This is a genomic window from Chitinophaga skermanii, from assembly GCF_003259335.1.
In the GTDB taxonomy this organism is placed as follows: Bacteria; Bacteroidota; Bacteroidia; order Chitinophagales; family Chitinophagaceae; genus Chitinophaga; species Chitinophaga skermanii.
Genome location: NZ_QLLL01000002.1, coordinates 223,648 through 248,278, shown reverse-complemented (window position 1 = coordinate 248,278; position 24,631 = coordinate 223,648). Strand labels below are relative to the sequence as shown.

23 protein-coding genes and 1 tRNA gene are annotated in these 24,631 nt (G+C 42.3%); 10 read left to right on the top strand and 14 right to left on the bottom strand.

The annotated features are described in order from the left end of the window. Positions 1 to 10 precede the first annotated feature (10 nt). Positions 11 to 2,521, bottom strand: coding sequence for a YfhO family protein (locus tag LX64_RS05110; protein ID WP_111596549.1), 2,511 nt, complete (start codon positions 2,519 to 2,521; stop codon positions 11 to 13). A 343-nt stretch (positions 2,522 to 2,864) separates the two neighbouring features. Between LX64_RS05110 and LX64_RS05100 the strand changes: the two genes are divergently transcribed. Then, the gene (locus LX64_RS05100) at positions 2,865 to 3,647 is read left to right on the top strand and encodes a queuosine precursor transporter (RefSeq protein WP_111596547.1); all 783 of its coding nucleotides are present in this window, start codon (positions 2,865 to 2,867) and stop codon (positions 3,645 to 3,647) included. A 171-nt stretch (positions 3,648 to 3,818) separates the two neighbouring features. On the opposite strand, the gene LX64_RS05095 is transcribed toward LX64_RS05100, so the two are convergent. Then, complete coding sequence (locus LX64_RS05095) at positions 3,819 to 4,634, bottom strand: lipase family protein (RefSeq protein WP_158538530.1); 816 nt, start codon at positions 4,632 to 4,634, stop codon at positions 3,819 to 3,821. A gap of 442 nt (positions 4,635 to 5,076) precedes the next feature. On the opposite strand from LX64_RS05095, the gene LX64_RS05090 reads away from it, so the two are divergent. The 4 genes from LX64_RS05090 to arsB are packed head-to-tail and all read left to right on the top strand — an operon-like array spanning position 5,077 to position 7,779. Next, on the top strand, positions 5,077 to 5,409 hold the full coding sequence (locus tag LX64_RS05090) for an ArsR/SmtB family transcription factor (protein ID WP_111596545.1): 333 nt from the start codon (positions 5,077 to 5,079) through the stop codon (positions 5,407 to 5,409). Between the two features lie 55 nt (positions 5,410 to 5,464). Further along, positions 5,465 to 6,301 (top strand): arsenite methyltransferase, encoded by an 837-nt coding sequence (locus LX64_RS05085; RefSeq protein ID WP_111596544.1) that lies wholly within the window; start codon positions 5,465 to 5,467, stop codon positions 6,299 to 6,301. Between the two features lie 12 nt (positions 6,302 to 6,313). Beyond that, positions 6,314 to 6,727 (top strand): arsenate reductase ArsC, encoded by a 414-nt coding sequence (locus LX64_RS05080; protein WP_111596543.1) that lies wholly within the window; start codon positions 6,314 to 6,316, stop codon positions 6,725 to 6,727. Between the two features lie 2 nt (positions 6,728 to 6,729). Continuing rightward, a complete protein-coding gene (gene arsB, locus LX64_RS05075) occupies positions 6,730 to 7,779 on the top strand; it encodes an ACR3 family arsenite efflux transporter (RefSeq protein ID WP_111596542.1) in 1,050 nt (349 codons plus the stop codon). Positions 7,780 to 7,881: 102 nt separating this feature from the next. Here the strand turns inward: arsB and LX64_RS05070 are convergent, their stop codons facing one another. From LX64_RS05070 to LX64_RS05055, 4 genes are all read right to left on the bottom strand, one after another. Then, a complete protein-coding gene (locus LX64_RS05070; protein WP_111596541.1) occupies positions 7,882 to 8,331 on the bottom strand; it encodes an NUDIX domain-containing protein in 450 nt (149 codons plus the stop codon). A 29-nt stretch (positions 8,332 to 8,360) separates the two neighbouring features. Further along, positions 8,361 to 9,299 (bottom strand): magnesium transporter CorA family protein, encoded by a 939-nt coding sequence (locus LX64_RS05065; protein WP_111596540.1) that lies wholly within the window; start codon positions 9,297 to 9,299, stop codon positions 8,361 to 8,363. A gap of 55 nt (positions 9,300 to 9,354) precedes the next feature. Beyond that, entirely contained in the window at positions 9,355 to 10,140 is a 786-nt protein-coding gene (gene dapF, locus LX64_RS05060) for a diaminopimelate epimerase (RefSeq protein ID WP_111596539.1), read from the bottom strand. A gap of 62 nt (positions 10,141 to 10,202) precedes the next feature. After that, the gene (locus LX64_RS05055) at positions 10,203 to 11,078 is read right to left on the bottom strand and encodes a nucleoside phosphorylase (protein WP_111596538.1); all 876 of its coding nucleotides are present in this window, start codon (positions 11,076 to 11,078) and stop codon (positions 10,203 to 10,205) included. 133 nt (positions 11,079 to 11,211) lie between these two features. Here LX64_RS05055 and LX64_RS05050 point away from each other — a divergent pair. Further along, positions 11,212 to 11,282: transfer RNA gene (locus LX64_RS05050), tRNA-Cys, on the top strand. A gap of 309 nt (positions 11,283 to 11,591) precedes the next feature. Here the strand turns inward: LX64_RS05050 and LX64_RS25955 are convergent. After that, a complete protein-coding gene (locus LX64_RS25955; protein WP_158538529.1) occupies positions 11,592 to 11,765 on the bottom strand; it encodes a hypothetical protein in 174 nt (57 codons plus the stop codon). Between the two features lie 314 nt (positions 11,766 to 12,079). Here LX64_RS25955 and LX64_RS05040 point away from each other — a divergent pair, with 314 nt between their 5' ends. Then, entirely contained in the window at positions 12,080 to 12,313 is a 234-nt protein-coding gene (locus LX64_RS05040) for a hypothetical protein (protein WP_111596536.1), read from the top strand. An 85-nt stretch (positions 12,314 to 12,398) separates the two neighbouring features. Here the strand turns inward: LX64_RS05040 and LX64_RS05035 are convergent, their stop codons facing one another. From LX64_RS05035 to LX64_RS05020, 4 genes are all read right to left on the bottom strand, one after another. Continuing rightward, positions 12,399 to 13,127, bottom strand: coding sequence for a 3-keto-disaccharide hydrolase (locus LX64_RS05035; protein WP_111596535.1), 729 nt, complete (start codon positions 13,125 to 13,127; stop codon positions 12,399 to 12,401). A 91-nt stretch (positions 13,128 to 13,218) separates the two neighbouring features. Continuing rightward, complete coding sequence (locus tag LX64_RS05030; protein ID WP_111596534.1) at positions 13,219 to 14,523, bottom strand: Gfo/Idh/MocA family oxidoreductase; 1,305 nt, start codon at positions 14,521 to 14,523, stop codon at positions 13,219 to 13,221. A 118-nt stretch (positions 14,524 to 14,641) separates the two neighbouring features. Then, entirely contained in the window at positions 14,642 to 16,144 is a 1,503-nt protein-coding gene (locus LX64_RS05025) for a sigma 54-interacting transcriptional regulator (RefSeq protein WP_111596533.1), read from the bottom strand. A gap of 36 nt (positions 16,145 to 16,180) precedes the next feature. Then, entirely contained in the window at positions 16,181 to 17,275 is a 1,095-nt protein-coding gene (locus LX64_RS05020) for a vWA domain-containing protein (protein ID WP_111596532.1), read from the bottom strand. A gap of 157 nt (positions 17,276 to 17,432) precedes the next feature. Here LX64_RS05020 and LX64_RS05015 point away from each other — a divergent pair, with 157 nt between their 5' ends. From LX64_RS05015 to LX64_RS05005, 3 genes are all read left to right on the top strand, one after another. Then, positions 17,433 to 18,269, top strand: a complete 837-nt coding sequence (locus LX64_RS05015) for a sugar phosphate isomerase/epimerase family protein (RefSeq protein WP_111596531.1) — start codon at positions 17,433 to 17,435, stop codon at positions 18,267 to 18,269. A gap of 177 nt (positions 18,270 to 18,446) precedes the next feature. Further along, a complete protein-coding gene (locus LX64_RS05010; RefSeq protein WP_111596530.1) occupies positions 18,447 to 19,439 on the top strand; it encodes an AAA family ATPase in 993 nt (330 codons plus the stop codon). Next, positions 19,439 to 19,978 carry a hypothetical protein gene (locus tag LX64_RS05005; RefSeq protein ID WP_111596529.1) on the top strand — a complete coding sequence of 180 codons (540 nt, stop codon included), beginning with the start codon at positions 19,439 to 19,441 and terminating at the stop codon, positions 19,976 to 19,978. Before LX64_RS05010 ends, LX64_RS05005 begins: the two co-directional genes overlap by 1 nt. A gap of 85 nt (positions 19,979 to 20,063) precedes the next feature. Here LX64_RS05005 and LX64_RS05000 read toward each other — a convergent pair whose 3' ends face one another. The 3 genes from LX64_RS05000 to LX64_RS04990 all read right to left on the bottom strand — a co-directional run bounded on the left by LX64_RS05000 (position 20,064) and on the right by LX64_RS04990 (position 24,570). After that, a complete protein-coding gene (locus LX64_RS05000; RefSeq protein ID WP_111596528.1) occupies positions 20,064 to 23,297 on the bottom strand; it encodes a glycosyltransferase family 117 protein in 3,234 nt (1,077 codons plus the stop codon). 131 nt (positions 23,298 to 23,428) lie between these two features. Next, a complete protein-coding gene (locus tag LX64_RS04995; protein ID WP_111596527.1) occupies positions 23,429 to 23,746 on the bottom strand; it encodes a putative quinol monooxygenase in 318 nt (105 codons plus the stop codon). Beyond that, complete coding sequence (locus LX64_RS04990; RefSeq protein WP_111596526.1) at positions 23,743 to 24,570, bottom strand: SAM hydrolase/SAM-dependent halogenase family protein; 828 nt, start codon at positions 24,568 to 24,570, stop codon at positions 23,743 to 23,745. Before LX64_RS04990 ends, LX64_RS04995 begins: the two co-directional genes overlap by 4 nt. Between the last annotated feature and the right edge of the window lie 61 nt (positions 24,571 to 24,631).

The window sequence follows — 24,631 nt, the reverse complement described above, 5'->3', positions numbered from 1 at the left end:
TAGGGCGTCATTAGTTATTAGCTAATGACGCTTTTTTGCTTTTTAATGCTTCTAACACCAAGCCTACTACGAGTAAGAGGAGGATGAGGAGAGAAGAATATTGAGAAATTTTGTTACCCAACATGTAAGATCTAGGTTCGAACTTCATCACTAATTCGTGTTTGCCTGCAGGAATTTTCGCACCTCTTAAGGCGTAATTCACACGTAGGATTTCTGCTTCTTGTCCATCGATTAACAATTTCCAACCGGCAGGATAATAAATATCAGAGAACACGGCAAAACCGTTTTGTGTATTGCTGGAAGTGTACTTCAATTCATTTAAGCCGTAAGACGTTAACTTGATTTGGCTGCTAGAATCTTTGCCGTAAGTGTACCCGTTTAACGATGCTGCCATGCGTTGATCGATCACGGCGGTATCTTTTGGATTCATCGTGTTCAAGGTGGTCATTTCAGCATTCGCGTTTGGAACGATATTTACTTTATTTACGAACCAAGCATTGCCCAATGCATCGGGGTTTTGTTGGTACGATAAACCTTGTTGGCCTGGCACGATGATGTATTTCGTGTTCAGCATGTTCAAGGTTTGCATATTGTTTTTAGAGAGTTGATGTTCGATTAAATCTTGGTAGATCGACAATTTCGCGGCGTGGTAACCACCAATTGATTTATGGTAGTACGATGGCAATGCATCTTGGAAAGGCGAATTCGACACATCTAACACCCTGTAATACGGATCTGTATCGCGCATAATGGCTTCATCAACAGGACGAGGATGGAAGATAGAAGCGTATTCAGAAGGTGTTACGAAGTTTTTGCTGTTGAGGTATCTTTTATCAACGATAAATAAATCGATCAAAACAACGAGGGCAATTAAACCTACCAACACATTGGCGTTTTTGATTTGCTTTTTAATAAATGCCCAAATTAAACCTGCTGCTACAAGAATAATGAATAAAGAACGGAATGCATCGCTGCGGAGCGCGGAAGCACGATCGTCGGCAAGTGCACTCATTGCACGTCGGAATACATCTGGATTAGCACCGAAGTTTTGTTCGTACGATTGTTTCATTCCGTCGTTCTCTGCTAAGTAGCTGAAGAAGCCCATGTAAGAAGCCAAGATAAATGCCAAGCACAAACCACCGCTGATATACAAAGCCATTTTCAATTGCTTCGTGATAACAGGAGTAGCGATTTTCTCAGTTACTACTTCGTTCAATGCCCAACAAGCCATTACCGGCATTAATATTTGTGGGATCATGAGCGATTGTGTAGGAGCCCTGAACTTGTTGTACATCGGTAAGTAATCGAACAAGAAGTTGTTAAGGAGCGGGAAGTGTTTACCCATGGCCATTAACACACCAATGATAATCATCGTGATCATCCACCATTTGTGCGGGCTTTTGATAACGAAGAGGGAAAGTACGAATAAGAAGATAATGGCTGCACCAATGTAAACAGGGCCTTCTGTAAACGGCAATGGACCCCAATAAAGCGGGAATTGCGATACGATGCTGTTTACTTGTTGTGGTTGAACACCAATTTCGCTTAATGTTTTAGCGGTTTTAGAGTTCTCACCGATATTTTCGTGGTTACTACCACCGTATAAGTTAGGAATGAGGAACGTGAAAGTTTCCATGAAGTCTTGGCTCCAAGCAAATGCATAATCGCGGTCGAGACCTTTCGATTTAGGGGCCGCAGCCGGTGCACCTGGGTTGGCAGCATTAGCAGCATCTTGGTTCAGCGTTAATTCGCTTTGGCCACCACGCATGGTGTATTTCGCGTATTCAGAAGTTGTCCATAAGTTCACTGTTGACGGTAATACGGCCGCTACAGCTGCCACAATTAGAATAGCCGTGGCAATGAAGAAATTCTTAAATGTTTTTCTTTTGTAGGCTAACACCAATTCAGACACGCCTAAGGCGCCGGCCATCAAAAGTGTATAGTATAAGATTTGGTAGTGGTTATTGGTAATTAATAAGGCCAGCATGAGGCAGGTAACCACTCCACCAATTAGGTATTTACCGCGGTAGGTTAAAATCAAACCTGCAATAACCGGTGCAACATATACCAAGCAAATGACCTTGGAATCGTGACCGGTGGCGATGAGGATAATACTGGCGGTGGATAGCCCAAACGATATGGCCCCGGCAATGTTGATCCAATGCCTGAAACGCATAACGGCCAATAAGAAGTAAAAACCCAACATGGCTAAGAACAAGATATTAACCGGTTTAGGCAAGCCAAGCGACAAACCTAAATGTACCCAGTAAACGTAGTTCGTACCATCCATAAACAATTGGTACGTAGGCATACCGCCGAACATACTGTTGGTCCATAAAGGGTTAATGCCGGTCTTTTCCTTGTATTCGCGCGCTTCTTGTGAGCCTGCTCGCCATTCAATATTGTCACTTTGCTTTAATTCTAGTCCTTCTAAAACAGGGCTGCAGATGAGGAAAGAAACACCTACAAAGATTAGGATGGCATACACATGTGGTAATATGTTCTTTTGCCAGTTTAACATCGTCGAGTATTTTTGATTTAGTTTTAAAGAAACAAAAATAACTGTAATTTATCCGAAATTTCAATATGCGCGCGTTTAGATTTCTTATTAAAGTATGTTTTATTTGCAATCTGTGTAGTTTAGGCAGCTTGTGGTTCCTCGTAACGGAACAATCGGGCGACTTAAACACCTTTGATCGACATATTGTGGTGATGGGGATGGTGATTGCGGCGCCTTTAAATATCCTTGCTATACTTTGGTTATTGGTGTTGTTGTTGCGTAAAAAGTTGGTGTGGAAGGATGCGCATCCTATTTTATTCGTATTTAACTGTATTGTTTTATTATTTCAATTAGGCTTTTTCCCATGATTAATCAAATCGTGAACGACAAAGCCACGAAGCTGTTCGTGGTGTTTGCCTGTTTTTTTGTGGCCAACGCCCTCATCGCCGAATCCATTGGCGGTAAAATTTTCTCACTTGAAAAGTTCCTTGGCTTGCCGGTACATACATTTACCGTGTTTGGCGAAGGTAACTTGTCGTTCAACCTTACTTGTGGAGTGTTATTATGGCCGTTAGAGTTTGTAATGACGGATATAGTGAATGAATACTACGGTCCGAAGGCCGTGCGCCGCATTAGTTACATTGCCGTGGGATTAATTAGTTACGCGTTTTTAATGTTCTACGTGGCTATACATGTACCGGCGGCCGATTGGTGGGTAGGAAGTAGTGGAGAGAAAGACGTACCGAATATGCAAGGAGCATTCAACGTTATTTTTGGCCAGGGAATGTGGATTATCGTAGGTAGCTTAGTAGCATTCTTAGTGAGCCAGATTGTGGACGTAACCGTATTCCATCGTATTAAACGTGCTACGGGCGAGAAGCATGTATGGTTACGGGCTACGGGTTCTACCATTGTATCGCAATTGGTAGATAGTTTCATTGTATTATTTATTGCCTTTAAAATTGGGAAAGGTTGGAGTTGGCAAACGGTATTGGCCATTTGCGTGGTGAATTATGCCTACAAGTTTGTAATGGCTTTGGTGATGACGCCGGTGATTTACTTAGTAGAGAATAGGATAGAAGCTTACCTTGGTAAAGAGAAAGCCCATGCTATGAAACAACAAGCGATGGGTAAAGTAGCGGAATAGTATAATGGGCTATCCATTACATGGCGATCATTGACTACAACTTAATGGTATGCATATAATTTCATTACCTGTAATAGCACGAGGCTGTACATTTGGAAAGGGGCTTACCAACAATTATGATACGCCCCTTTATTTAATGATCTATAATAGCGCAAAAGCAGTAGTATAGTCTTAGCTAAGCGCGCATTTTCCCAATATCGACGCATTAGCACCCAACATGTACATATAGGTTGTTAGCGCGTGAAAGCATGGAATTGATCTAGCAGCCTTATTCCAAGAATCTACTTCGTAACCGGTTCCTACCGCTTCATACAATGGGTTTAGTGGAAAATGCGGCACTATATCAGGTTTATTGTAAATACGGTAACCTGTTGTAACAAAGTGGTTGTATTGATCAGCAAAGCTGCTATCTCCAACTTTTGGGGAAGCATAGGTATATATAGCCGTATTTTGCAAAGGGGTAGGTGAGTTGTAGGCCCATGATGCTGCGTACAATGTAGCTAAAGAGGCACCTAAACTATGACCGGTTATTGTTAATGTTGCAGCTGGCGTGCCTTGCAACCAACTATCGTTGGTAATGGTGTCGGATAATAGCATCACTGATTCTCCGGTGCTTGGTACTACTAGTTTGAGGGTTTTATAAATATCATAGAATCCTTCTTCTACTTTTCCCCATCCTTGGTAAAAAGGAATTAATGAAAAATGGAAATCGTCCCACCATTCTGTTGCATCAGCAGTTCCGCGAATGGCCACTATAACTTCATTCGTAGCTATGTTACGTGCTATAAAGCCATAGTATGCGTAAGGCTTTTCGTCGATAAAAAAGTCTTTCATTTGGAGGTTATACATTAATGTATATCCATTCAAAAAATCGCCGTATGCAGCTAACGAGGGGTTTATGTCGTTTGGATTATTTTCATAAACGCTATACGCTTCTTCTATAAAACTTGCGTATAATAGGGCATTAGGGGGCGCTTGGGTAGGCATAAAAAAGGGTTTAAGAAACAAAAAATCTGCAAAGCATTTACTTGTATGCAGTATCATGGCAAAGTAATTGTTTTTGGTTGATACAGGAAATACCTATTAGAGGGGATGCATCACCCATACAGGTATTACAGCCTTTTGCGATAATTGTGATGGGTTTTGAGGAGCATAAGATTAAGCCAGTATTTGTATCATCAAAACAACCATCATAATTTGTTGCCGGTAAATTATATTGGAAGGGGAAGGTGTTCCATGGCATAGCAGCATCATGAAGGAGCAGTCCGTTTGAAATACTGTTTAGCAACTGGTAAATATAAGTACGGAGTGACAGAAATGTTCTGTAGACCGCAGCAAGGTATACGTTGCCAGTTGAAAGGGTGGTTTTGTCAAAAAATAATTGGCCAAGTAAATACTTAATCGTAATATTGCGATATAATACTTTGATATGGGAGCGAGTAAAACGGATCTATTTACGCAAGAGCAGAATGACATAGCAGCCATGGCGAAAGCCTTGGCCCACCCGGCACGTATTGCCATCTTGCAGTATTTAGTAGAGAAGAACGTGTGTATCACAGGCACGCTGGTAGAAGAGTTAGGCTTGGCGCAAGCCACTATTTCGCAACACCTAAAGGAGCTGAAAACGGTAGGTATTGTACAAGGTACTATCGAGGGAACCAGTGTTTGCTATTGTATTAACCCGAAGGTTTGGAAACAATACAAGGCCCTTTTTAATACCTTCTTTAAAGATGTAAACCCAACCAGCAGCGATTGCTGTTGATTTTTTTTGACTATATTAATCGCAATATTGCAATAATACGATAACAAAATGCTGTATGTCAAACGATAAAGAATTAAAAGATTTAGTACAACAGAAGTACACAGAGATTGCTTTGCAATCGAAAGACGATAACGCCGCTTCTTGCTGCGGGGCTACTAGTTGTTCCACGGAAGTGTATAACATTATGAGCGACGATTACACCCAACTCGACGGTTACAATGCCGATGCCGATCTTGGTTTAGGCTGTGGTTTGCCCACGCAATTTGCGAAGATCAAGCAAGGTGATGTTGTGATTGACTTAGGTAGCGGGGCAGGTAACGATGCGTTTATAGCCCGTGCTGAAACGGGAGAAACAGGGAAAGTAATTGGGATTGATTTTACCCCGGCTATGATTGAAAAGGCCCGTGTGAATGCAGAGAAATTGAATTTTCACAACGTAGAGTTCCGTTTGGGTGATATTGAGCATATGCCTGTTTCTGCGAACATGGCCAACGTAATTGTAAGCAACTGCGTACTGAATTTAGTGCCAAATAAACGGGCTGTATTTCAAGATATGTTCCGTGTATTAAAGCCAGGTGGACATTTTTCTATCTCGGATATTGTATTGCAAGGTGATTTACCGGCGGAAATACAACAAGCTGCGGAAATGTATGCAGGTTGCGTAGCTGGTGCTATTCAGAAGGAAGATTATTTGATGATGATCTTGCAAAGTGGGTTCCAGCAAGTAACCATTCAAAAAGAGAAAGTGATCAATATTCCGCACGATATCTTATCTAAATATTTATCTACAGAACAAATTACAACTTTCGAAAAATCCGGTACAGGCATTTACAGCATTACTGTGTATGCAGAAAAGCCAACTACTTGTACCGATCCTAATTGTGCTTGCTAAACAATCGATCTTATGAAGAAAATATTAGTGCTTTGCACGGGCAATAGTTGCCGTAGTCAAATTGCAGAAGGTTATTTACGTTTTTATGCCGGCAACCGTGCCGAGATATACAGTGCCGGTGTTGAAACGCATGGTGTAAACCCCCGTGCCATTGCTATTATGGAAGAAGATGGTATCGATATTTCCAAGCACACATCGAACCATTTGGATGAATACCGTTCGATTGATTTCGATTATGTCATTACCGTGTGCGATCATGCGAAGGATCGTTGCCCGGTATTTCCTACGCAGGCGAAAAAGTTCCATTACAATTTCCCCGATCCAGCGAAAGCTACCGGCACAGCAGAAGAAGTGATGCAAGCTTTCCGGGATGTGCGCGGCCAAATTAAAGCGTATTGCGAAGCCTTTGTGCGTGAAAATTTATAAGCATGAAACAACTTAGTTTTTTAGATCGTTACTTAACGCTATGGATTTTTTTGGCGATGTTCGGCGGAATTTTGTTGGGGTATTTTATGCCTGCCTTTCCTGCCTACTTGCAACAATTCAGTAGTGGTACTACGAATATTCCTTTAGCCATTGGTTTAATGTTAATGATGTACCCGCCACTCGCAAAAGTACGGTACGAGCAAATGTTTAGCGTGTTTAAGAATACGCGTGTATTGGGCTTGTCGTTATTGCTGAATTGGGTAATTGGTCCTTTGTTGATGTTTGCACTGGCTGTTATTTTCCTACGCAATGAACCTGCTTACTTTTCGGGATTAATCTTAATTGGTTTAGCGCGTTGTATTGCGATGGTGCTTGTGTGGAACGAATTAGCGGATGGTAACAGGGAGTATGCAGCGGGTTTAGTAGCACTGAATAGTATTTTCCAAGTGTTGTTATATAGTGTGTACGCGTATGTGTTCTTGCAGGTATTGCCGCCATATTTTGGTGTACAAGGTGTGGGCATGGATATTACCATTGGCGAGATTGCCCGCAGTGTTGGGATATACTTAGGTATTCCTTTCTTGGCGGGGATGGTTACACGTTTTGTAATGATTCGCTTGAAAGGTACTGCTTGGTATGAAAGCAAATTTATCCCGCGTATATCACCTGTAACACTTATTGCATTGTTGTTTACGATTGTGGTGATGTTTAGTTTGAAGGGCGATGTAATTGTACAATTACCTTTAGATGTGTTGCAAGTGGGTGTGCCTTTACTCGTGTATTTTGTGTTGATGTTTGTGTTGAGTTTTGTTGCCGGCAAGAAGGTAGGTGCCGATTATTCCAAAACGGCAGCGATTGCTTTTACAGCGGCTGGCAATAATTTTGAATTGGCTATCGCGGTGGCTATTGGCGTGTTTGGGATTAATAGTGGGCAAGCTTTTGTAGGCGTTATTGGGCCTTTAGTTGAAGTACCTGCCCTAATTGCATTGGTAAGCCTTGCTTTGTGGTGGCGGAAGAAATGGGCGGTAACGAATAGTAAGGCTACTGTATAAGGGCGTGATCGCTACTAGGTAGAAACAACTTACAACAAAGCATCCATAAAAACGTTTTCAATGAATAAAAAAAAGCAACCATTCCCGGTTGCTTTTCTTGTTTTAATATTTTGCTTTCACTATATCTGCTACTACTTTATCGATGGGCAGTGTAACTGCTTCCGCGTTAAAGTCTTCCCATTCAATCCAGCGTACGCCTTCTACTTCGGTAATACCTTCGGGGATGGTGAAATCGAAAGGTTTGTTGAGTAAAGGAGCGGTGAATGGGCTCGTTGGGCGAACGAGGTAATAGATGGATAAGATTTGTGTTACGTTATCGAAGGCGGAGATTTGGAAGAAATCCGTTGTATAAATATGTTCCACTACTTCTACGTCTTGTCCTAGTTCTTCTTGCCATTCGCGTTTGATACATTCGAGGGTACCTTCGCCGAATTCTAAGCCGCCGCCGGGGAATTTTGTGTAATAGCCGCCGCGGATATATTCGTCGCTGACAAGTACTTGCTGCAAATGGTTGATCATAATACCATATACGCGCACGTTAAAACAAGCCATGGGTAAAGAGTTTCTTCGTTAGTAATAGGTTAGAACCATTTCTTTTTCATGAAATACCAGCTCATAATAACGGAAATGACGATCGATAAAATCACCGGGATGTAGAAGGCGTGTGGCGCTTCTGCATAGGGGATGTGTACGTTCATGCCGTAGATACTGGCCACCAACATCGGGAATGAGAGTACGATGGTGATGGAGGTAAGGCGTTTCATGACCTGGTTCAGGTTGTTGGAAATGATGCTGGCAAAAGCATCCATCGTGCTGCTCAAGATATTGGTATATACATTGGCCATCTCGAGGGCTTGGGAAGTATCAACGATTAAATCGTTTAAGAATTCTTTTTCGTCTTCATTCAATCCCAAAAAGTTCGTTCTTTCCAGCTTCATTAGAAGTAGCTCGTTGGAGCGGAGCGCCGTTACAAAGTAAACAAGGCTTTTTTGGATTTGCATGAGGTATAACAACTCCTCGTTACGGTTTGAATCGTAGAGTTTTTGTTCGAGTTGATTACGACGGTTATTGATTTCTTTCAAATAATCCAAGAAGTTCACCACCACTTTCTCGAAGATTTTCAACACCATCATGTTCCTTTTTTCGGGGTGACGGTTATGGAAAGTATTCAAGAACTTTTTAATCGCCGCGTTATCAAACGAGTTAACGGTAACGATTTGGTTGTGCGTGAGGATAATTACAATCGGGATGGTGATGTAATAGGCATCACTTTCATTGATGGAAGTGTTCTCCGTGGGTGTTTTCAAAACGATCAACTTCACATTGTCCTCTAATTCGAAACGCGAGCGTTCGTCGATATCGAGCGAGTCGGTTAAGAAGTCGAGGGGTATATCGAGCTCTTCGGATAATTGTTCGAATTCCGCTTGTTTTAAGGGCGGGGCAACGTTTACCCAAGCATCGTTTTCGGGAGAACTAATTTCTACCGTTACGTTGTTGATATTTTTGAAATATTGGATCATTCGGGCGCAAAGGTAGCAAAATCAAGGTTCCATTGAAGTTTGCCGCTATAATTAATTATATTTTAATGTCTCCTTCGAAAACCCAAGTAGCAGGGCCGCAGAGCCAAATGTCGGTATAACTGCGTTCGCCGGTTTTCTTAAAGCGCACTTCTAATGGTCCTCCTAGGGTTTGAACCGGTACGGCATAATCGCCATTTTCGCCGTTGGCAGTGGTGATAGCCGCGGCGGTAACACCTGTTCCGCAAGAATAGGTTTCATCTTCCACACCTCTTTCGTAGGTTCTTACGAAGATGCCGTTTTCCGTTTCTTGTACAAAGTTCACGTTGGTACCTACTTCTGCAAATCGTTCGTTGTAACGGATGGCACGACCTTCATTGAACACGTCCATTTCCTCGATACCGGTTACATACCTTACAAAGTGCGGAGAACCGGTATCTAGGAAAAAGTAACCTGGGCCATTTTCAACCCAGTCAACATCTTTCATTTTCAAATATACCCAACCATTATCGGCGTACACGACCTCGTGAGGGCCATCGGACGCAATAAAGGTGGCTTGATCGTTCTTGATACCTACTTTTTTTGCAAATGCTGATAAACAGCGACCGCCATTGCCACACATAGAACCGGGATTACCGTCGGCGTTATAGTACACCATTTCAAAATCGTACTGTGGGTCTTTGCTTGTGTTAAGTAACATCAAGCCATCGCCACCGATACCAAACCTACGATCGCAGAGATGTGCAACAGTGGGTTGCGAAAGGTTATCGTACGCATTATTGCGGTTGTCTATAATCACGAAATCGTTGCCCGTGCCTTGGTATTTATGGAAATGTACTTGCATATCGCCTTGTTTATCGGTGCAAAAGTAGTGACAATTCAATTCTTTATATGAAAAAAAATGAATTAGATGTTTTCGATGATCGCCAGTGATTTTTGGATGAGGTTTTCCACCGCTGCACCGCCGTCTTTACTGAATTCTTTACGAATACGGTTAGCAACGATTGCACTGATAGATAAACATTCATGACCTAATACGCGGCCCAAGCCATAAATACCCGCTGTTTCCATTTCGAAATTAGTTACGTGTACGCCATCGTGTACAAACGTAGTTAATTGATCGATGAGGTTTGGGTGCGATAAATTACCACGGAGTACGCGGCCTTGTGGGCCATAGAAACCTGGGCAAGTAACGGTGATACCCGAATGGAAACCATCGGTGAATTGTTGGTGCAACAAATTAGACGATGCAAAAATGTACGGGTTGGCCGCGCCTTTTTGCATAGGAACTTGTTGTTGGAACGCTGCAAGTAATTGTGTTTCTGCAGCTGTGTTGTTGTATTCGTAGAAGGGCAGGAGGTTATCTAAACCAAGGCCGTATGCAGAAACTACGAATTCATCGACAGGAATATCTTGTTGTAAAGCGCCGGCAGTACCGAGGCGAATAATTTGTAGAGGTTGCAACATGGGTTTAATCGTACGGGTTGCAAAATCGATGTTGGTGAGTGCATCGAGTTCATTGAGTACGATATCGATGTTATCGGTTCCAATACCTGTTGACACCACGGAAATTCTTTTCTTTCCCACATAGCCGGTGTGTGTGACAAATTCGCGGTGTTGGAATGTACCTTCGAGTTTATCGAAATGTTTACTAACAGTTTTTACGCGGTCTGGGTCGCCTACTGTGATGATAGTGTTGGCCAATTCTTCGGGTCTTACATCGAGATGATAAACCGCGCCACGACTGTTTAAAATCAGCTCTGATTCTGCTATTCTGGTCATAATGAGGACATTTCGTTTTATAATAATTTCAAATTTTTTTAAATTTTGTTGCAATAATATTTGGCAAATATCAGAAAATTACTACTTTTGCAATCCCAACGAACGAAAATGGTTCTGCGGAAAACAAAAAAATGGTTTCTTGGCCGAGTGGCTAGGCAGAGGTCTGCAAAACCTCGTACAGCGGTTCGAATCCGCTAGAAACCTCAGAACAAGCGCTTTCTTCATTACATGTTGAAAGCGTTTTTCTTTTGTGGTAATAGCATTGTTTGGATATACTTTTCATCTGCACTTTTATTTTTCTTCTACAATAACTTGATCTATGCTTGCAATGTTTGTTGCTAGAAAAAGTATTTTACTTTTTTTGCGTAACGAGCAATGGATGTTTGATGAAACATGGTGGCTACGCTTACTCGTGTTTTTTGTTTTCTATGCTGCTGGTTGTACATGCTGCCCCGTTGTACAATTTGAAGTGTGTAGAAAAACAATTTCCTGTTTGCTACTTCGAAATTAGGGCTACGTTGTGAAGAAAAAAAACGCGGTGCCGGTTTGTGCCGCTTTTAACCGCTTTTTGCCGGAAATAACCGGTTTCTGCCGGTTTATGCCGCTTTCTGCCGGAAAGTGCCGGATTGTGCCGGAAAGTGCCGCTTTTTGCCGGTTTTGATATCTACTTTCAACTGTTTTTTGCAAGGTTTTTCTCGACAAAGGGTGGGTGGAACCCTAGGTTTTACAAGGTGCATGTCGGAGAAATGTCGACAAAAGGCTTACTTCACCCTTGAAAACACTGGGGGTTTGTCGGAGAAATGTCGGTGGAGAGTCGGAGATGAGTCGGTGAAGGGTTATTTTTGTGTTGGGTACAAATAGGTAAGGTGATTGCAGTACGATTGCCTAAAGCGAGCGTGGCAACGGGGGGCGAGTAATGAACTACTGGTGGCTTCACATAAATTTGTCATTTTCATATAAAGCATATGTAACATGCAAAAAAATACTTGTAAATTTTCTTCATGAAAACAAATCGCCCAATACGACAATTGAATTTTATTGTCGTGCTTTTATTGTTCTTTTTTATAGGATTGGGGTTGGTATACACGGGGTATAATACGTCGCCGTTATCGATGACGGATGGCGGGAAAATGCGCACCAGTAACGTATATTACTTAATCGGGTCGGCGTTGTTATTACTGGCATTTATAGGCATTGTAGCCTTGGTGAAGATGAAAGAGAAGGATAACAAATAGCTGTTACGGTTACTTACACGAAATGATATTACGCAATAAAAAAGGCCTCTAGTTGTAGAGGCCTTTTTCTATGATGAAAATTAGTTTACAATTTTCTTACCCAAATATTCCTAAAGCTCACCGGGTTACCATGATCTTGCAATACTAAAGGCATAGCGCCGTGTTTTTCATACACAGGTTTGCCGATATACAAGGTTTTACCATCGAGCGCAACGTTGTTTTGTACTAACACGCCGTTTTGTAATACGGTTACACGTGCAGGGCTTTGTACAGAGCCGTCTTCTTTAAAGCGAGGAGCTGTCCAAATAACATCATAAGATTGCCATTCGCCTGGTTTTTTACAAGCGTTGACCAATGGAATTTTTTGTTTGTAAAGGCTACCGGCTTGACCGTTAGAGTAGGTTACGTTATCGTAATTGTCGAGCACTTGGAGTTCGTAATATTCTTGCAAGAAAATACCGCTGTTACCACGACCTTGGCCTGTACCTTCTACTTTCGCAGGTGTTCTCCATTCGATGTGTAATTGGAAATCTTCGAATTTTTCTTTCGTTTTAATAACGCCTGTTCCTTTTTTCACCGTTACGGCACCGTCTTTTACAGTCCATTGTGCAGCGCCACCTTTTTCAGCTTCCCATTGATCGAGGTTTTTACCATCGAACAAAATGATGGCATCAGAAGGCGCCGTGTTGGTAGCTGTTCCCGGTGTAATTACTTGTGGAACGGGCTTCCATACTTCTGTATCTTCTGGTTTAGTTTGTGCGTAGGATGCTAATGCTGCTAAAGCAAGAGCGCCCGTGAAAAGTAATTTACGCATGTTGTATGATTTTAAGCGTTTGATTGTTTTTTCGTTTGTACAAATGTATCTATGCAAGGTTACTGTTGGTAACGTTTATGGATATACGTACTTATGAGATGATGGGTAACTTATACCCGTTATGATATGTTGCTTTCAAAAACTTGTTGCTGGCTTTATCAGTGAAGCGATCTTTGTCTGCATCCCAATAAATCTTTTTACCCGTTTTATACGCGATGTTGCCCATTTGTGCATTTACTGCAACAAGTGCGCCTGTTTGAATAGGTGCATGTAAATCTTCGAGGCGTTTGGATTTGATGACCTCGATGAAGTTTTTGGTATGTAAGAATAGGCCATCATCTACTTTCGGTTGTAAGGCTACGGCTTGCATTTTATCGCCTTCTGGGATTACTTCCCAACCGTTGCGATCCATTACCAAGGTGCCGTTATTACCAATAAATGCAATACCGTGTTTGCGGCCGTAAGGACCATTGTCGATACCTGTAGCGTGTTCCCATTGTAGGTTAAAGCCTTCGAACTCGTATACCGTGGTAAGGGTGTCTGGGGTTTCGGCAGCATCATCGGGGTAAGCAAATTTACCACCGGAGGCCATGATGGATTTGGGGTACTTAGCCTTCATACCGTAAAGTGCGTAATCGAGTAGGTGTACGCCCCAGTCGGTCATTAAGCCACCTGCATAATCCCAATACCAGCGGAAATTGAAGTGGAAGCGGTTGTTGTTGAATGGGCGAGATTCGGCTGGGCCTAGCCACGTTGTGTAGTCAACCCCTTGTGGAGCTGTACCATCTGGTACCTTTGGGATCGATTTCATCCATCCCATGTATGCCCAAGCTTTTACTAAGCGTATTTGTCCTAGTTTGCCTGAATGTACAAAAGCGATGGCATCGGCGAAGTGTTGTTGACTTCTTTGCCATTGTCCCACTTGTACCACGCTGCCATACTTTTGTTGCGCGGCTTCCATAATGCGGCATTCGCGGATGGAGTTACCGATTGGTTTCTCCACATACACAGCTTTACCGGCAGCACAAGCATCTACCATTTGAAGGCAATGCCAATGGTCGGGTGTACCGATAATGACTGCGTCGATGTCTTTGTTTTCGAGCAGTTTCCTGTAATCGGTGTAAGCTTGTACTTTGATGCCTTGCGCGGCGAGTTCGGCTACGCGTTTGTTCAGTACATTTTGGTCTACGTCGCATAAGGCAACGACTTGCACCCCTGGGTTTTTTAACATCGCGGTTAAATCACTCCAACCCATCCCGTTTATGCCGATGGCGGCTACGTTGATACGATCGTTCGCACCAACTTTGTGGAATGCTTGTAATGAATGAGGAAGTGCTGTAGCGGCGCCAATAAGGGCCGCGGAACGAAGAAAGTTTCTGCGGGAATACCCTGTCATAATGAAAAGATTTACGTGGAAATAAAAAAACAGCGCATACAAGATAATAATAAAAACAAAAAAATACCTGCCGATCTTTCGACGGGCAGGTATGCAATGTTATGGTAGAAAAATACCACTAGAAATCATCTTCTTCTTCGGCAGGATCGGAACCGAAGTTCATAATGGTGCCAAGTAAATCGGAGAAGTTAGTGCCGTTTTCCAGTAGTTTTTTGCTGACTAATGAGTAAGCAGCGAGGCCGTGCAAAACGAACTCCATAAGGAGTAGTTGTTCGTGCTTCGTAGCGCTACCAAAGCGGCCTTGAATGAAATCTTTCAGTCCGTCGACTTTATTGAGGGCTGCTTCGTATTGTTTATCGGTAGTGTCTTGTAAAATGCGTACGGAGTTGCCTTGGTCGAACCATTGGATAATGGGCCTGTAAGGATTGCTTTCGGGTTGGGCGGCTTGTTTCCGTTTTTTAAATGAATCGGGGTTCGGGAAGTATTGCGCGAAGAGCGTGCGGATAGCTTTTTCCAAGAGGTTATATGCCACTTGCATAGCGCCTTCTTGTTCGCCTTCGTACATCAACTCGATTTTACCTGTAATAGCCGGCACAATCCCTTGTAGATCGCCTAGGCGGGCGAGGGTAGACTTTTCTTTATTGATGATAGATCTACGTTCGGCAGCGCTCACGAGGTTTTCGTATGCTGCAATTGTTAAACGAGCCGATACACCACTTTTTTTATCTACGAGTTCGCTAGAGCGAGCTTCGATAGCCACTTGCGCGATGAGGCGTTTGAGGATATCGGCTACGTCTACACGTTTGGCTTGGTCGCTATGAATATTGGATTCTTGTTCTGTAATGAGCAATGAGCTTTCGATCGACTTCGGGTAGTGTGTAATGATTTGGCTTTCGATACGATCTTTTAGTGGAGTAACGATAGAGCCACGGTTCGTGTAATCTTCCGGGTTAGCGGTGAATACGAATAGCACATCCAAAGGCATGCGGAGTTTGAAGCCACGAATTTGAATATCGCCTTCTTGGAGGATATTGAACAGGGCCACTTGGATACGCGCTTGTAGATCGGGTAATTCGTTGATGACGAAGATACCACGATTCGAGCGCGGGATGATACCGAAGTGGATGGCGCGTTCGTCGGCGTAGCTTAAGTTTTGATTCGCTGCTTTAATGGGATCGATGTCGCCGATTAAATCTGCTACGGATACATCGGGCGTGGCGAGTTTTTCGCCGTAGCGTTCTTCGCGGGATAGCCAAGTAATGGGCGTATCGTCGCCTTTCTCCGCGATTAAATCTTTCGCATAGCGAGAGAGTGGGTGAAAGGGATCATCGTTTACTTCGCTGCCGGCAATAACGGGGATGTACTCGTCGAGTAGATCTACCATTTGGCGGGCCATCTTAGTTTTTGCTTGTCCGCGTAGGCCGAGGAACAGGATATTGTGCCTAGAGAGTAGGGCACGTTCTGTATCTGGGATCACGGTATCTTCATAGCCGACGATACCTGGGAAAGTAATTTCTTTAGCTTGTAATTTTTTGATGAGGTTGGCCCTCACTTCTTCCTTCACTGAACGAGATGTATAGCCGCTCTTTTTGAGTGCACCTAACGTTTTAATATCTTTCATCTGCTAGATTTTCCTTGTAATAGTTTGAACGTTACCTTAATAGAATTTTCTTTTACCACTTTGGAAGTCGCGGAAGAGGAATTTGCCGAGGTTATCGGTTCCACTGTAGAACGCTTTTCCATTGTTAGTTTCTGTGAATTCGTTAACAAATTCTTGCAAGTATGGATCGGTGGCTACCATGAATGTGGTGATGGGAATTTTCAGTTTTTTACATTGTGCAGCTAGGTTGAGTGTACGGTTGAGGATCTTACGATCGAGGCCGAAGCTGTTTTTGTAATACTGGCTGCCAACTTTTAGGCAGGTTGGTTTTCCATCGGTGATCATGAATATTTGCTTATTGGGGTTTCGCCTTCTGCGCAGAATATCCATGGCTAGTTCCAAACCGGCTACGGTGTTGGTATGGTAGGGTCCTACTTGTAAATACGGGAGATCTTTGATTTCGATTGCCCAGGCATCGTTGCCAAAAACGAGAATGTCCAGTGTGTCTTTGGGGTAGCGCGTGGTGATGAGTTCGCTCAGGGCCATGGCTACTTTCTTGGCTGGGGTAATCCTGTCTTCACCGTAAAGGATCATACTATGCGAGATGTCGATCATGAGTACGGTGGATGTTTGTGTTTTGAAATCCGTTTCGCGTACTTCCAAATCATCTTGGTGCATTTTAAACGAGTCGATGCCGTGATTGATTTGCGCGTTGCGGATGGATGCGGTCATATCGAGGTGATCGAGTGGATCGCCGAATTCGAAGGGCCGGGTTTCGGCGTTGAGTTCATCGCCTAGGCCTGGTTTACGGATGTTATGGTCGCCTGCAGTGGATTTTTTCAGCTTCCCGAAGATTTCTTCTAAAGCGCCTTGCCGGATAGTTTGCTCCGTTTTCGGGGTAATTTCGATGGCCCCCGAGTGCTCATTTTCTTTAATGTACCCTTTTTCTTTTAAGTCGTTTAAAAAATCGCCAATACCATAATTCTTATCTGTGAGTTGGTATTGTTTGTCTAGCTCTTTGAGCCATTGTAGTGCTTCTTCAAAATCGCCGCTCGTGTAAGTCAGGAGCTGCGTGAAAAAGCTAAGGAGCCTATCGAAAGGCGTCCTTGCATCTTCATTAGGATCAAACCTAGTAAATACAAATCCTCTCATAACCCTTAACTTATCTTCTAAATTACAGATTAATATTGACCGTTGGGCCAGGGGAAAGTTAAATGTTCGAACATATTTTTATGATGATCGGTTTGCAATCCACAAGAAAAGCCTGTATTTTAATCGCCTAGTTCATATACAGCATAAAATTCCACATATGAAAAAATTAGCGCAATACCTGTTTCTCGCAGGTGTAATGAGCCTTTCTGTGGCTGTTTCAGCACAAGATAAGGTAGAGAAAATGGGCTGGAAACTCGGCGCCCAATCGTATACTTTCAATCGTTTTACATTAGCGGAGGCTTTGGACAAGTTGGATTCTTGTGGTCTTCATTACGTAGAGTGCTACAATGGCCAAAACATTGGCGGTGGCATTGAAGGTAAAATGGACTTCAAGATGGACGCTGCCAAGCAAGCCCAAGTGCTCGACCTGCTCAAGCAAAAGAAGAAAACCCTCGTTGCTTTTGGTGTAGTAGTGCCTAGAAGCGAGGAAGATTGGAAGCAAGTATTCGAATTTGCGAAAAACATGGGCGTACAAGTCATTAACTGTGAACCTAAAAATGAACACCTCGATGCAGTATCCAAACTCTGCGATGAATACAAAATTAGGGTGGCTTTCCACGATCATCCTAAGCCTAGTCATTACTGGCATCCCGATAGCGTACTGGTAGCCTTGAAAGGACGCAGTAAGTATATGGGTGCTTGTGCAGATATTGGTCACTGGGTACGTAGTGGCTTAGACCCAGTAGAATGCTTACAAAAGTTAAAAGGACATATTTTCAGCATGCACTTTAAGGATTTGAATGAGAAATCGCCAAAAGCGCATGACGTGGTATGGGGAACAGGTATTTCCAATATTCCGGGAGTATTAGCAGAATTGAAAGCACAGAAGTTCAAGGGTATCATTTCGGCGGAATACGAGTACCATTGGGATAATAGCGTACCGGAAGTAAAGGAAAGCGTAGCAAATTTCCTGAAGATGGTAGAGAAATTGTAGGATTTAGATAAATTGGTTTTTTTGAGGAATCGCTGTCCCGTTTGGGGCGGCGATTTTTTTTGTGTGGATTGCCGACTTGTTAGCTAATAAGAATTCTTTTCAATTATTTCTACACTTGAACGACACTAAGGACTAAAAAGACTTATTTTAGCTAAATAAAGATTCGGAATAACACTAATGATTAAATCTCTTAGCATAAATAATTTTAAATCGATTAAAACCTTACATATTAACGATTTAAATAGAATAAACCTTTTTATTGGTAAGCCCAATGTTGGGAAAACTAATATCATAGAGGCGTTATCTTTATTCACATTACCATTTTTGAAAGAAAGTGGATCTAAGAAATTGACTGATTTAATCAGAGTAGAAAATGAAACTGAATTGTTTCATAATGGCGACTATAAGGACGGTATTTATGTTGAGGTGAATAATAGTGATGAATGCAATATAAAGTATCATCCTAGAGAGGGCATGTCTATTGAATTTAATTCTAATAATAGATTTATTCAGCCATATTTATTTGAAGTTGATGATAAATTGCAATTACGGCAAGGAGTAGCACCTAGTATGTATGTTCCACCTTACATTATAAGATATGCTTATAAGCATGATGTAAACTATAAGAAAGGGCATGCTAAATACTTAATTCCCCCCTTTGGCCCTAATTTATTGGCGATTATTGAACAGTATAATAAACTTAAAGCCGATGTTCAGCATCTGTTTAGTGAATATGGATTGAAAATTCTATTTGATAAAAGCAGCCAAACTTTAAAAGTGATTCAAACGAAAGCAAATGACGAAATGTTTCTTATTCCGTATAATTCAATTGCTGATACGTTACAAAGAATTATCTTTTATAAGGCAGCCATTATTTCAAATGAGCATAACACTTTATTGTTTGAAGAACCTGAAGCTCATTCCTTTCCTCCGTATATGTCTCATTTGACACAGGAGATGATTTATAATAAAACCAATCAATATATTATAGCCACTCATAGCCCATTTATCTTGAATGACCTTCTTGAGAATGCAAGAGAAGATTTGGGCGTTTTTACGGTTAGCTATAAAGATCACGAAACCAAGGTGAAAAAGTTAACAGACCAAGAATTACACGAGGTATTTCAATATGGTGTAGACTTGTTTACCAACTATGAAAGTTACCTCTAATGACAGAATTGTTTGTTATTCCTGAATGTTATGTAGATACCAATCTCATACAAACATTAGTTCCTGCCACTACAAGATATAATCACCAAAAAGGCTGTGGAAGTGTTACTAAAGTAATGAAGGAGCGATTTAAAGATGACTTTGCAATAGGAATTATTGACAAGGATAAACAAGAAGTAGACTACTTAAAAGAGTTTACTATTGTAATTGATACGTCGTATCTATCATTACACAGGCATAGAGATGTGAAGAAGCACCATTATATCATTCAGATTAAACCGGCTGTAGAGCGGTTTATTTTACGTGCTGTGGAGAATGTTGGGATTAATATTATGGAGTACGGATTATCTATGGATTTAGATGAACTTAAGAAAATTACTAAGTCAACGCAAAGTCATAACGATTACAGGTTTACAAGTTTGTTTACTGCTATTATTGATAGAAATGAACACAGTTTTGTTCATTTAAGAGCTGTTATTATGTACTTGAAGAATAAAAGATTTCAAGTTACCATAGAAGAATTACAACAACTCGTTTAGCTTAAAGCAGTTCATAAGAATACATAAAAGAGAAAAGCCTTGCTCACATTGTGAACAAGGCTTTTCTCTTTTATGATTAACCCGGTTATTTTTTCACCGAATCTGTAGTACTTATTTTTTGAGGAGCTTCTGGTCCACCGGCAGGAGCTTGGTTAGCGTGCTTGGTGAATTGCTCTTTCATTTGTTGCAACATTTGTACAAAGCGTTCTGCACGATCATTGTCGTCTAAGAGGTCGCTTGTCATTTTGTTTTGAGGAAGATCCCTGTAGTATTGCATTTGTTGTTGCATGTCGCGGATCAGTTTATCGCTGATGGCGTTAGCTTTCTTGAAGTCGCCGGCAAGATAGTAGGCGTATACTACTTCCATAGAATACAAGTTATGCAAGTTACCTGGAGAGGTCATCGCGTAAGGATAGTTCTCTTCAAGGATCATGCTATCTGCACGGTTTAATACTCTTAATGCGCGTTCTTTTTCAAGGTCTTTTGCTAAAGATACGCCAAGTTTGGTGTAAGCATTGCGAATTACTTGTAACATACGGCGGTTTGGTTCATCGAAGTACGTACCCGGCGTTTCTGCACCACCAAAGGCGAACTTCTTCAACAAGTTTTCTTCCATGACTGGAACGTTCAAGTTGTCGTTCAAACCAGGTAATACTTCATCGCTTTGTGGTTTACGAATAGGAACAAGGCGGTATGTTAAGCCATCTACGCGGAGGTAGTCGCCGAAACCTAAATCGGTAGGACCGGTAAAGTAAATTGGGCGTTTCCAATCGTTTGCTGCAATGATATCCAATACTGCTAAGTCGTTCTTGAAGAGAATTGATTTAGAGATTTGGAAAGGCAATTGCGTAAGAATTTGCGCGCTATCGGCTGCACTTACAGTACCTGTTTTCAAGATGGTTTCTTTATCAACAGGGATGAAGAGTTTCTGCGTTGGAAGATAGTTCATGTTATCACCGCGGTTTGTTCTAACCTGCGCACGTTCATCATCACTACCTAAGAACTGCATTACTTCTTTCAAGTTGTAGAACCTGTCTTGTGGGAACATACCTGCATCATAGTATTGGATGTAGTTACGTTTATCGCCACGGTAAGCTTCTGGTGCCCAAGTCATTTGAACGGCAGGGCTTTGGTTCACCATTCTTCTTTGTTGATCGATGTACCAATCAACACCGAGTAAGCTCAAGTTGATTACACGTACATCTGGACGAATACCTTCTACTTCTTGTGCATACCATAGTGGGTAAGTATCGTTATCACCAACGGTGAAGAGAATTGCGTTTGGTGCACAAGATTCTAAATAGTCTTTTGCTACGTCGCGTGCTAAGAATTTCGTAGAACGATCGTGGTCATCCCAGCCCTGGAAGCCCATCAACAACGGTACGGCAGCGAAGCACAATACAGTTGCAATAACAGGCGACATGGCCGTTTTCGCTTTGCGCAATAAGAAATCGTTCACAGCTAACACGCCTAAACCGATCCAGATGGCAAATGCGTAGAAAGAACCTACGTATGCATAGTCACGTTCACGTGGTTGGTTACCTGCTTGGTTCAAGTACAGCACGATCGCAAGACCGGTGAAGAAGAACAAGAGCGACACCACGAGCGTGTCTTTACGGTTACGGTTATAGTGGAAGAAAAACCCTATGATGCCAAGGATCAATGGCAAGAAATAGAATTTATTATGTGCTTTGTTATTCGCTAAGCTGTCTGGCATGAGGGATTGATCGCCATACAATACATTATCGATTGGAGCGATACCGGAAATCCAGTTACCGTCGCGTACGTTACCCGACCATTGGGTATCGTTTTGTTTACCTACGAAGTTCCAGAAGAAGTAACGGATGTACATGAAGTTCACTTGGTAACCCATGAAGAACTTAATGTTATCAATGAAGTTTGGCTTTTCGTCTTTACCAAGACCTAAGAAGGAACGGTAATAGTCGGCATGCCCTTGTTCATTACTACCATCCCAAACACGTGGGAATAGCATCATATCTTCACCACGGTAAACCGGCGACATTTTTTCGCCAGCAATTACGTAGGCATCTTTACCTTCTTTGTTTTTACCACGAGCGTAGATATTACCCTCTGCTTTCCATGATTCTGGTTGTGCTGTGAACACTTGGCCATAGATCAATGGGAAGTCGCCGTATTGTTCGCGGCCGAGATAGCCTACGAGCGATACGGGGTTATCTACATTGTACATATCTACAGAAGGATCGGCGCTAGAGCGGATAAGCGTAGTTACGTAAGTAGAATAACCGAGTAATAAGAACACGATGCTGGCAGTGGTTAACTGCACAAAGTGTTTTGTACGTGCTACAGAAAGGTCGGTATTGAAATATTTCTTCAAGATGTTCGGGAGAAGAACGATACCAACACCGATAATCAGTTTAAAGAATTTTGCACCGCTAAAGCCATCCAATACAGGAATAGCTAATACGCTAGCTACTAAAATAAGTGGTGCGTATAAGCCGAACTTCGGTTTGAAGTAACCGTAGATCATTACGCCGAAGATAGCGATGAAGTAAATCGTAAAACCTGTATAGAAAGGTAAACCCAAAGAGTTCACGAAGAACACGTCCATAATACCAGATACTTTGATGGTATCTTGGATAATGAACTTTTGGATTAAGCCGGTGAGCAAACAACCGAGCAAAAATGCCCAGAAAGTACCCCAAGGAGTGGCTTTATTACGTTTGAAGTAGTATATCATGACCATCGCAGGGATCGTCAATAAGTTCAATAAGTGAACACCGATAGAAAGGCCCATGAGGTAGAAGATGAGCACTAACCAACGATCTGCATATTTTTCGTCGGCTTCGTGTTCCCATTTCAACATGGCCCAGAAAACAACCGCGGTGAACAAAGAAGACATAGCGTATACTTCACCTTCCACAGCCGAGAACCAGAATGAATCGGAGAAAGTATAAGCCACGGCACCTACGATACCAGCACCCATGATAGCCGTGATTTGACCGCCTGTAAGCGTTTCACCGGCTTTCACGAAAATGCGGCGTGCGAAGTGCGTGATTGTCCAGAATAAGAATAGAATTGTAAAACCACTGGCTAAGGCCGACATGATGTTAATACCCAACGAAGCTTCAGAAGGTTTGAACGGAAGGGTAAACATTCTACCGATCAGCACAAACAATGGGGCTCCTGGAGGGTGGGGGACCTGTACTTTATAGGCCGCAGAAATGAACTCGCCACAATCCCATAAGCTGCCCGTCGCTTCCATGGTCATTAAATAAACAGTGCAAGCAAAGATCCCGACGATCCAACCTACAATGTTATTGATCCTGTTAAAATTCATAAGGTTGTTTTAAGATATTCCGACAAAAATATAAAAAGATAGCAATTAAGCTAATGCCATCAACAGTTTTAACGTTTTATAAATAGTTGTTATAGCTTGAAACCTGCTACAACTGTAGGTGTTAGAAAATTCTAATCTTGCAAAGCCGCCCCAGGCACGGGTCCGTCTGCCAGTTGTAATGACCAAGCTTCTGGTTTGCCGGCGAATAATATTTTGGTAGCTGCCCAGGTGGTTGCGAAAAGTTCGGAATGGCGGTAATTGTTAAGATCATCTTCCGAGGTCCAGTGACTGTAGGTGAAGAAGATGTTCCCGTTAGCAGTTTCGCGCCAAAGTTCGAGGTGATGGCAACCTGGGAAGTTGCGGATAGCAGATTTTTGTTGTGCGAACAGTTCTTGGAAAGTCCCCGTTTTGGCGGGGTCGAACGTCATTTTCACGATACGTAAAATCATTCGAAAATTATTCTTACCGTTTGATAAAAAGACAGTTGGGTGTATGGGTTGGGTTGTACAAGCTGGTCTTTTCGGAACCCTTGAAGGCCGAATAGTCCTGCTGCATTCCCTTTATTGACAGCTATTTCGAGGTATCCCGCGGCGTTAAAGAGCGCTAATTTATGGCCTTCTGGCACATCGGGGTATGTTTCGCTGATTTGGTTGATGACTTCGTCGCGGCGGAAATATATTTTGAATTCGCGTTGGCCGCGGTGTTGTTCGAATTGTTCCTGGGTGATATTCACCACAACGTTTTCGAAGTTATCGATGTGTAGGATTTGTCCTTCGATATAATCTTCTCCTGTTAGAGGCTGTAGATTTCTTTTTTCGACAATACCTGTTATTTTTTCGCCTACTTCGAACATGGATTTCCCTTCGATCATTTCTTGGATGGCTTTAGCCATTTGGGTAATGATGTTGATGGAATTGCGTGGTTTAGTAGTATCGAGTTTGATTTTGACAATTTGGGTGGGCATTTCCCCGTTGATCATCGTAATGAAACCATTGTCGGCACATACAACGTACTGATCGTTATATTGCGCTAACAGCATATGATCGGGTTTCCGATCAAACAGGTTAATAAGCACGAGGTGGAAAGTACCGGCAGGGAAATGTTCGAACGCGCTTTTGCAAACGTATGCTGCTTGAGGTAGGTTATAGGGGGAGATTTGGTGCGACACGTCGATTATTTTCGCTTCCGGGCAGCATTGTAGCAGTTGCCCTTTGATGGCACCTGCTAGGTAGTCTTGTAACCCAATGTCTGATGTAAGCGTAATAATAGCCATGTTACTCAATCCAAATTCCCTTGGAAAATCCTTTCTCGCGTTTCGTGATATAATGTTCGAA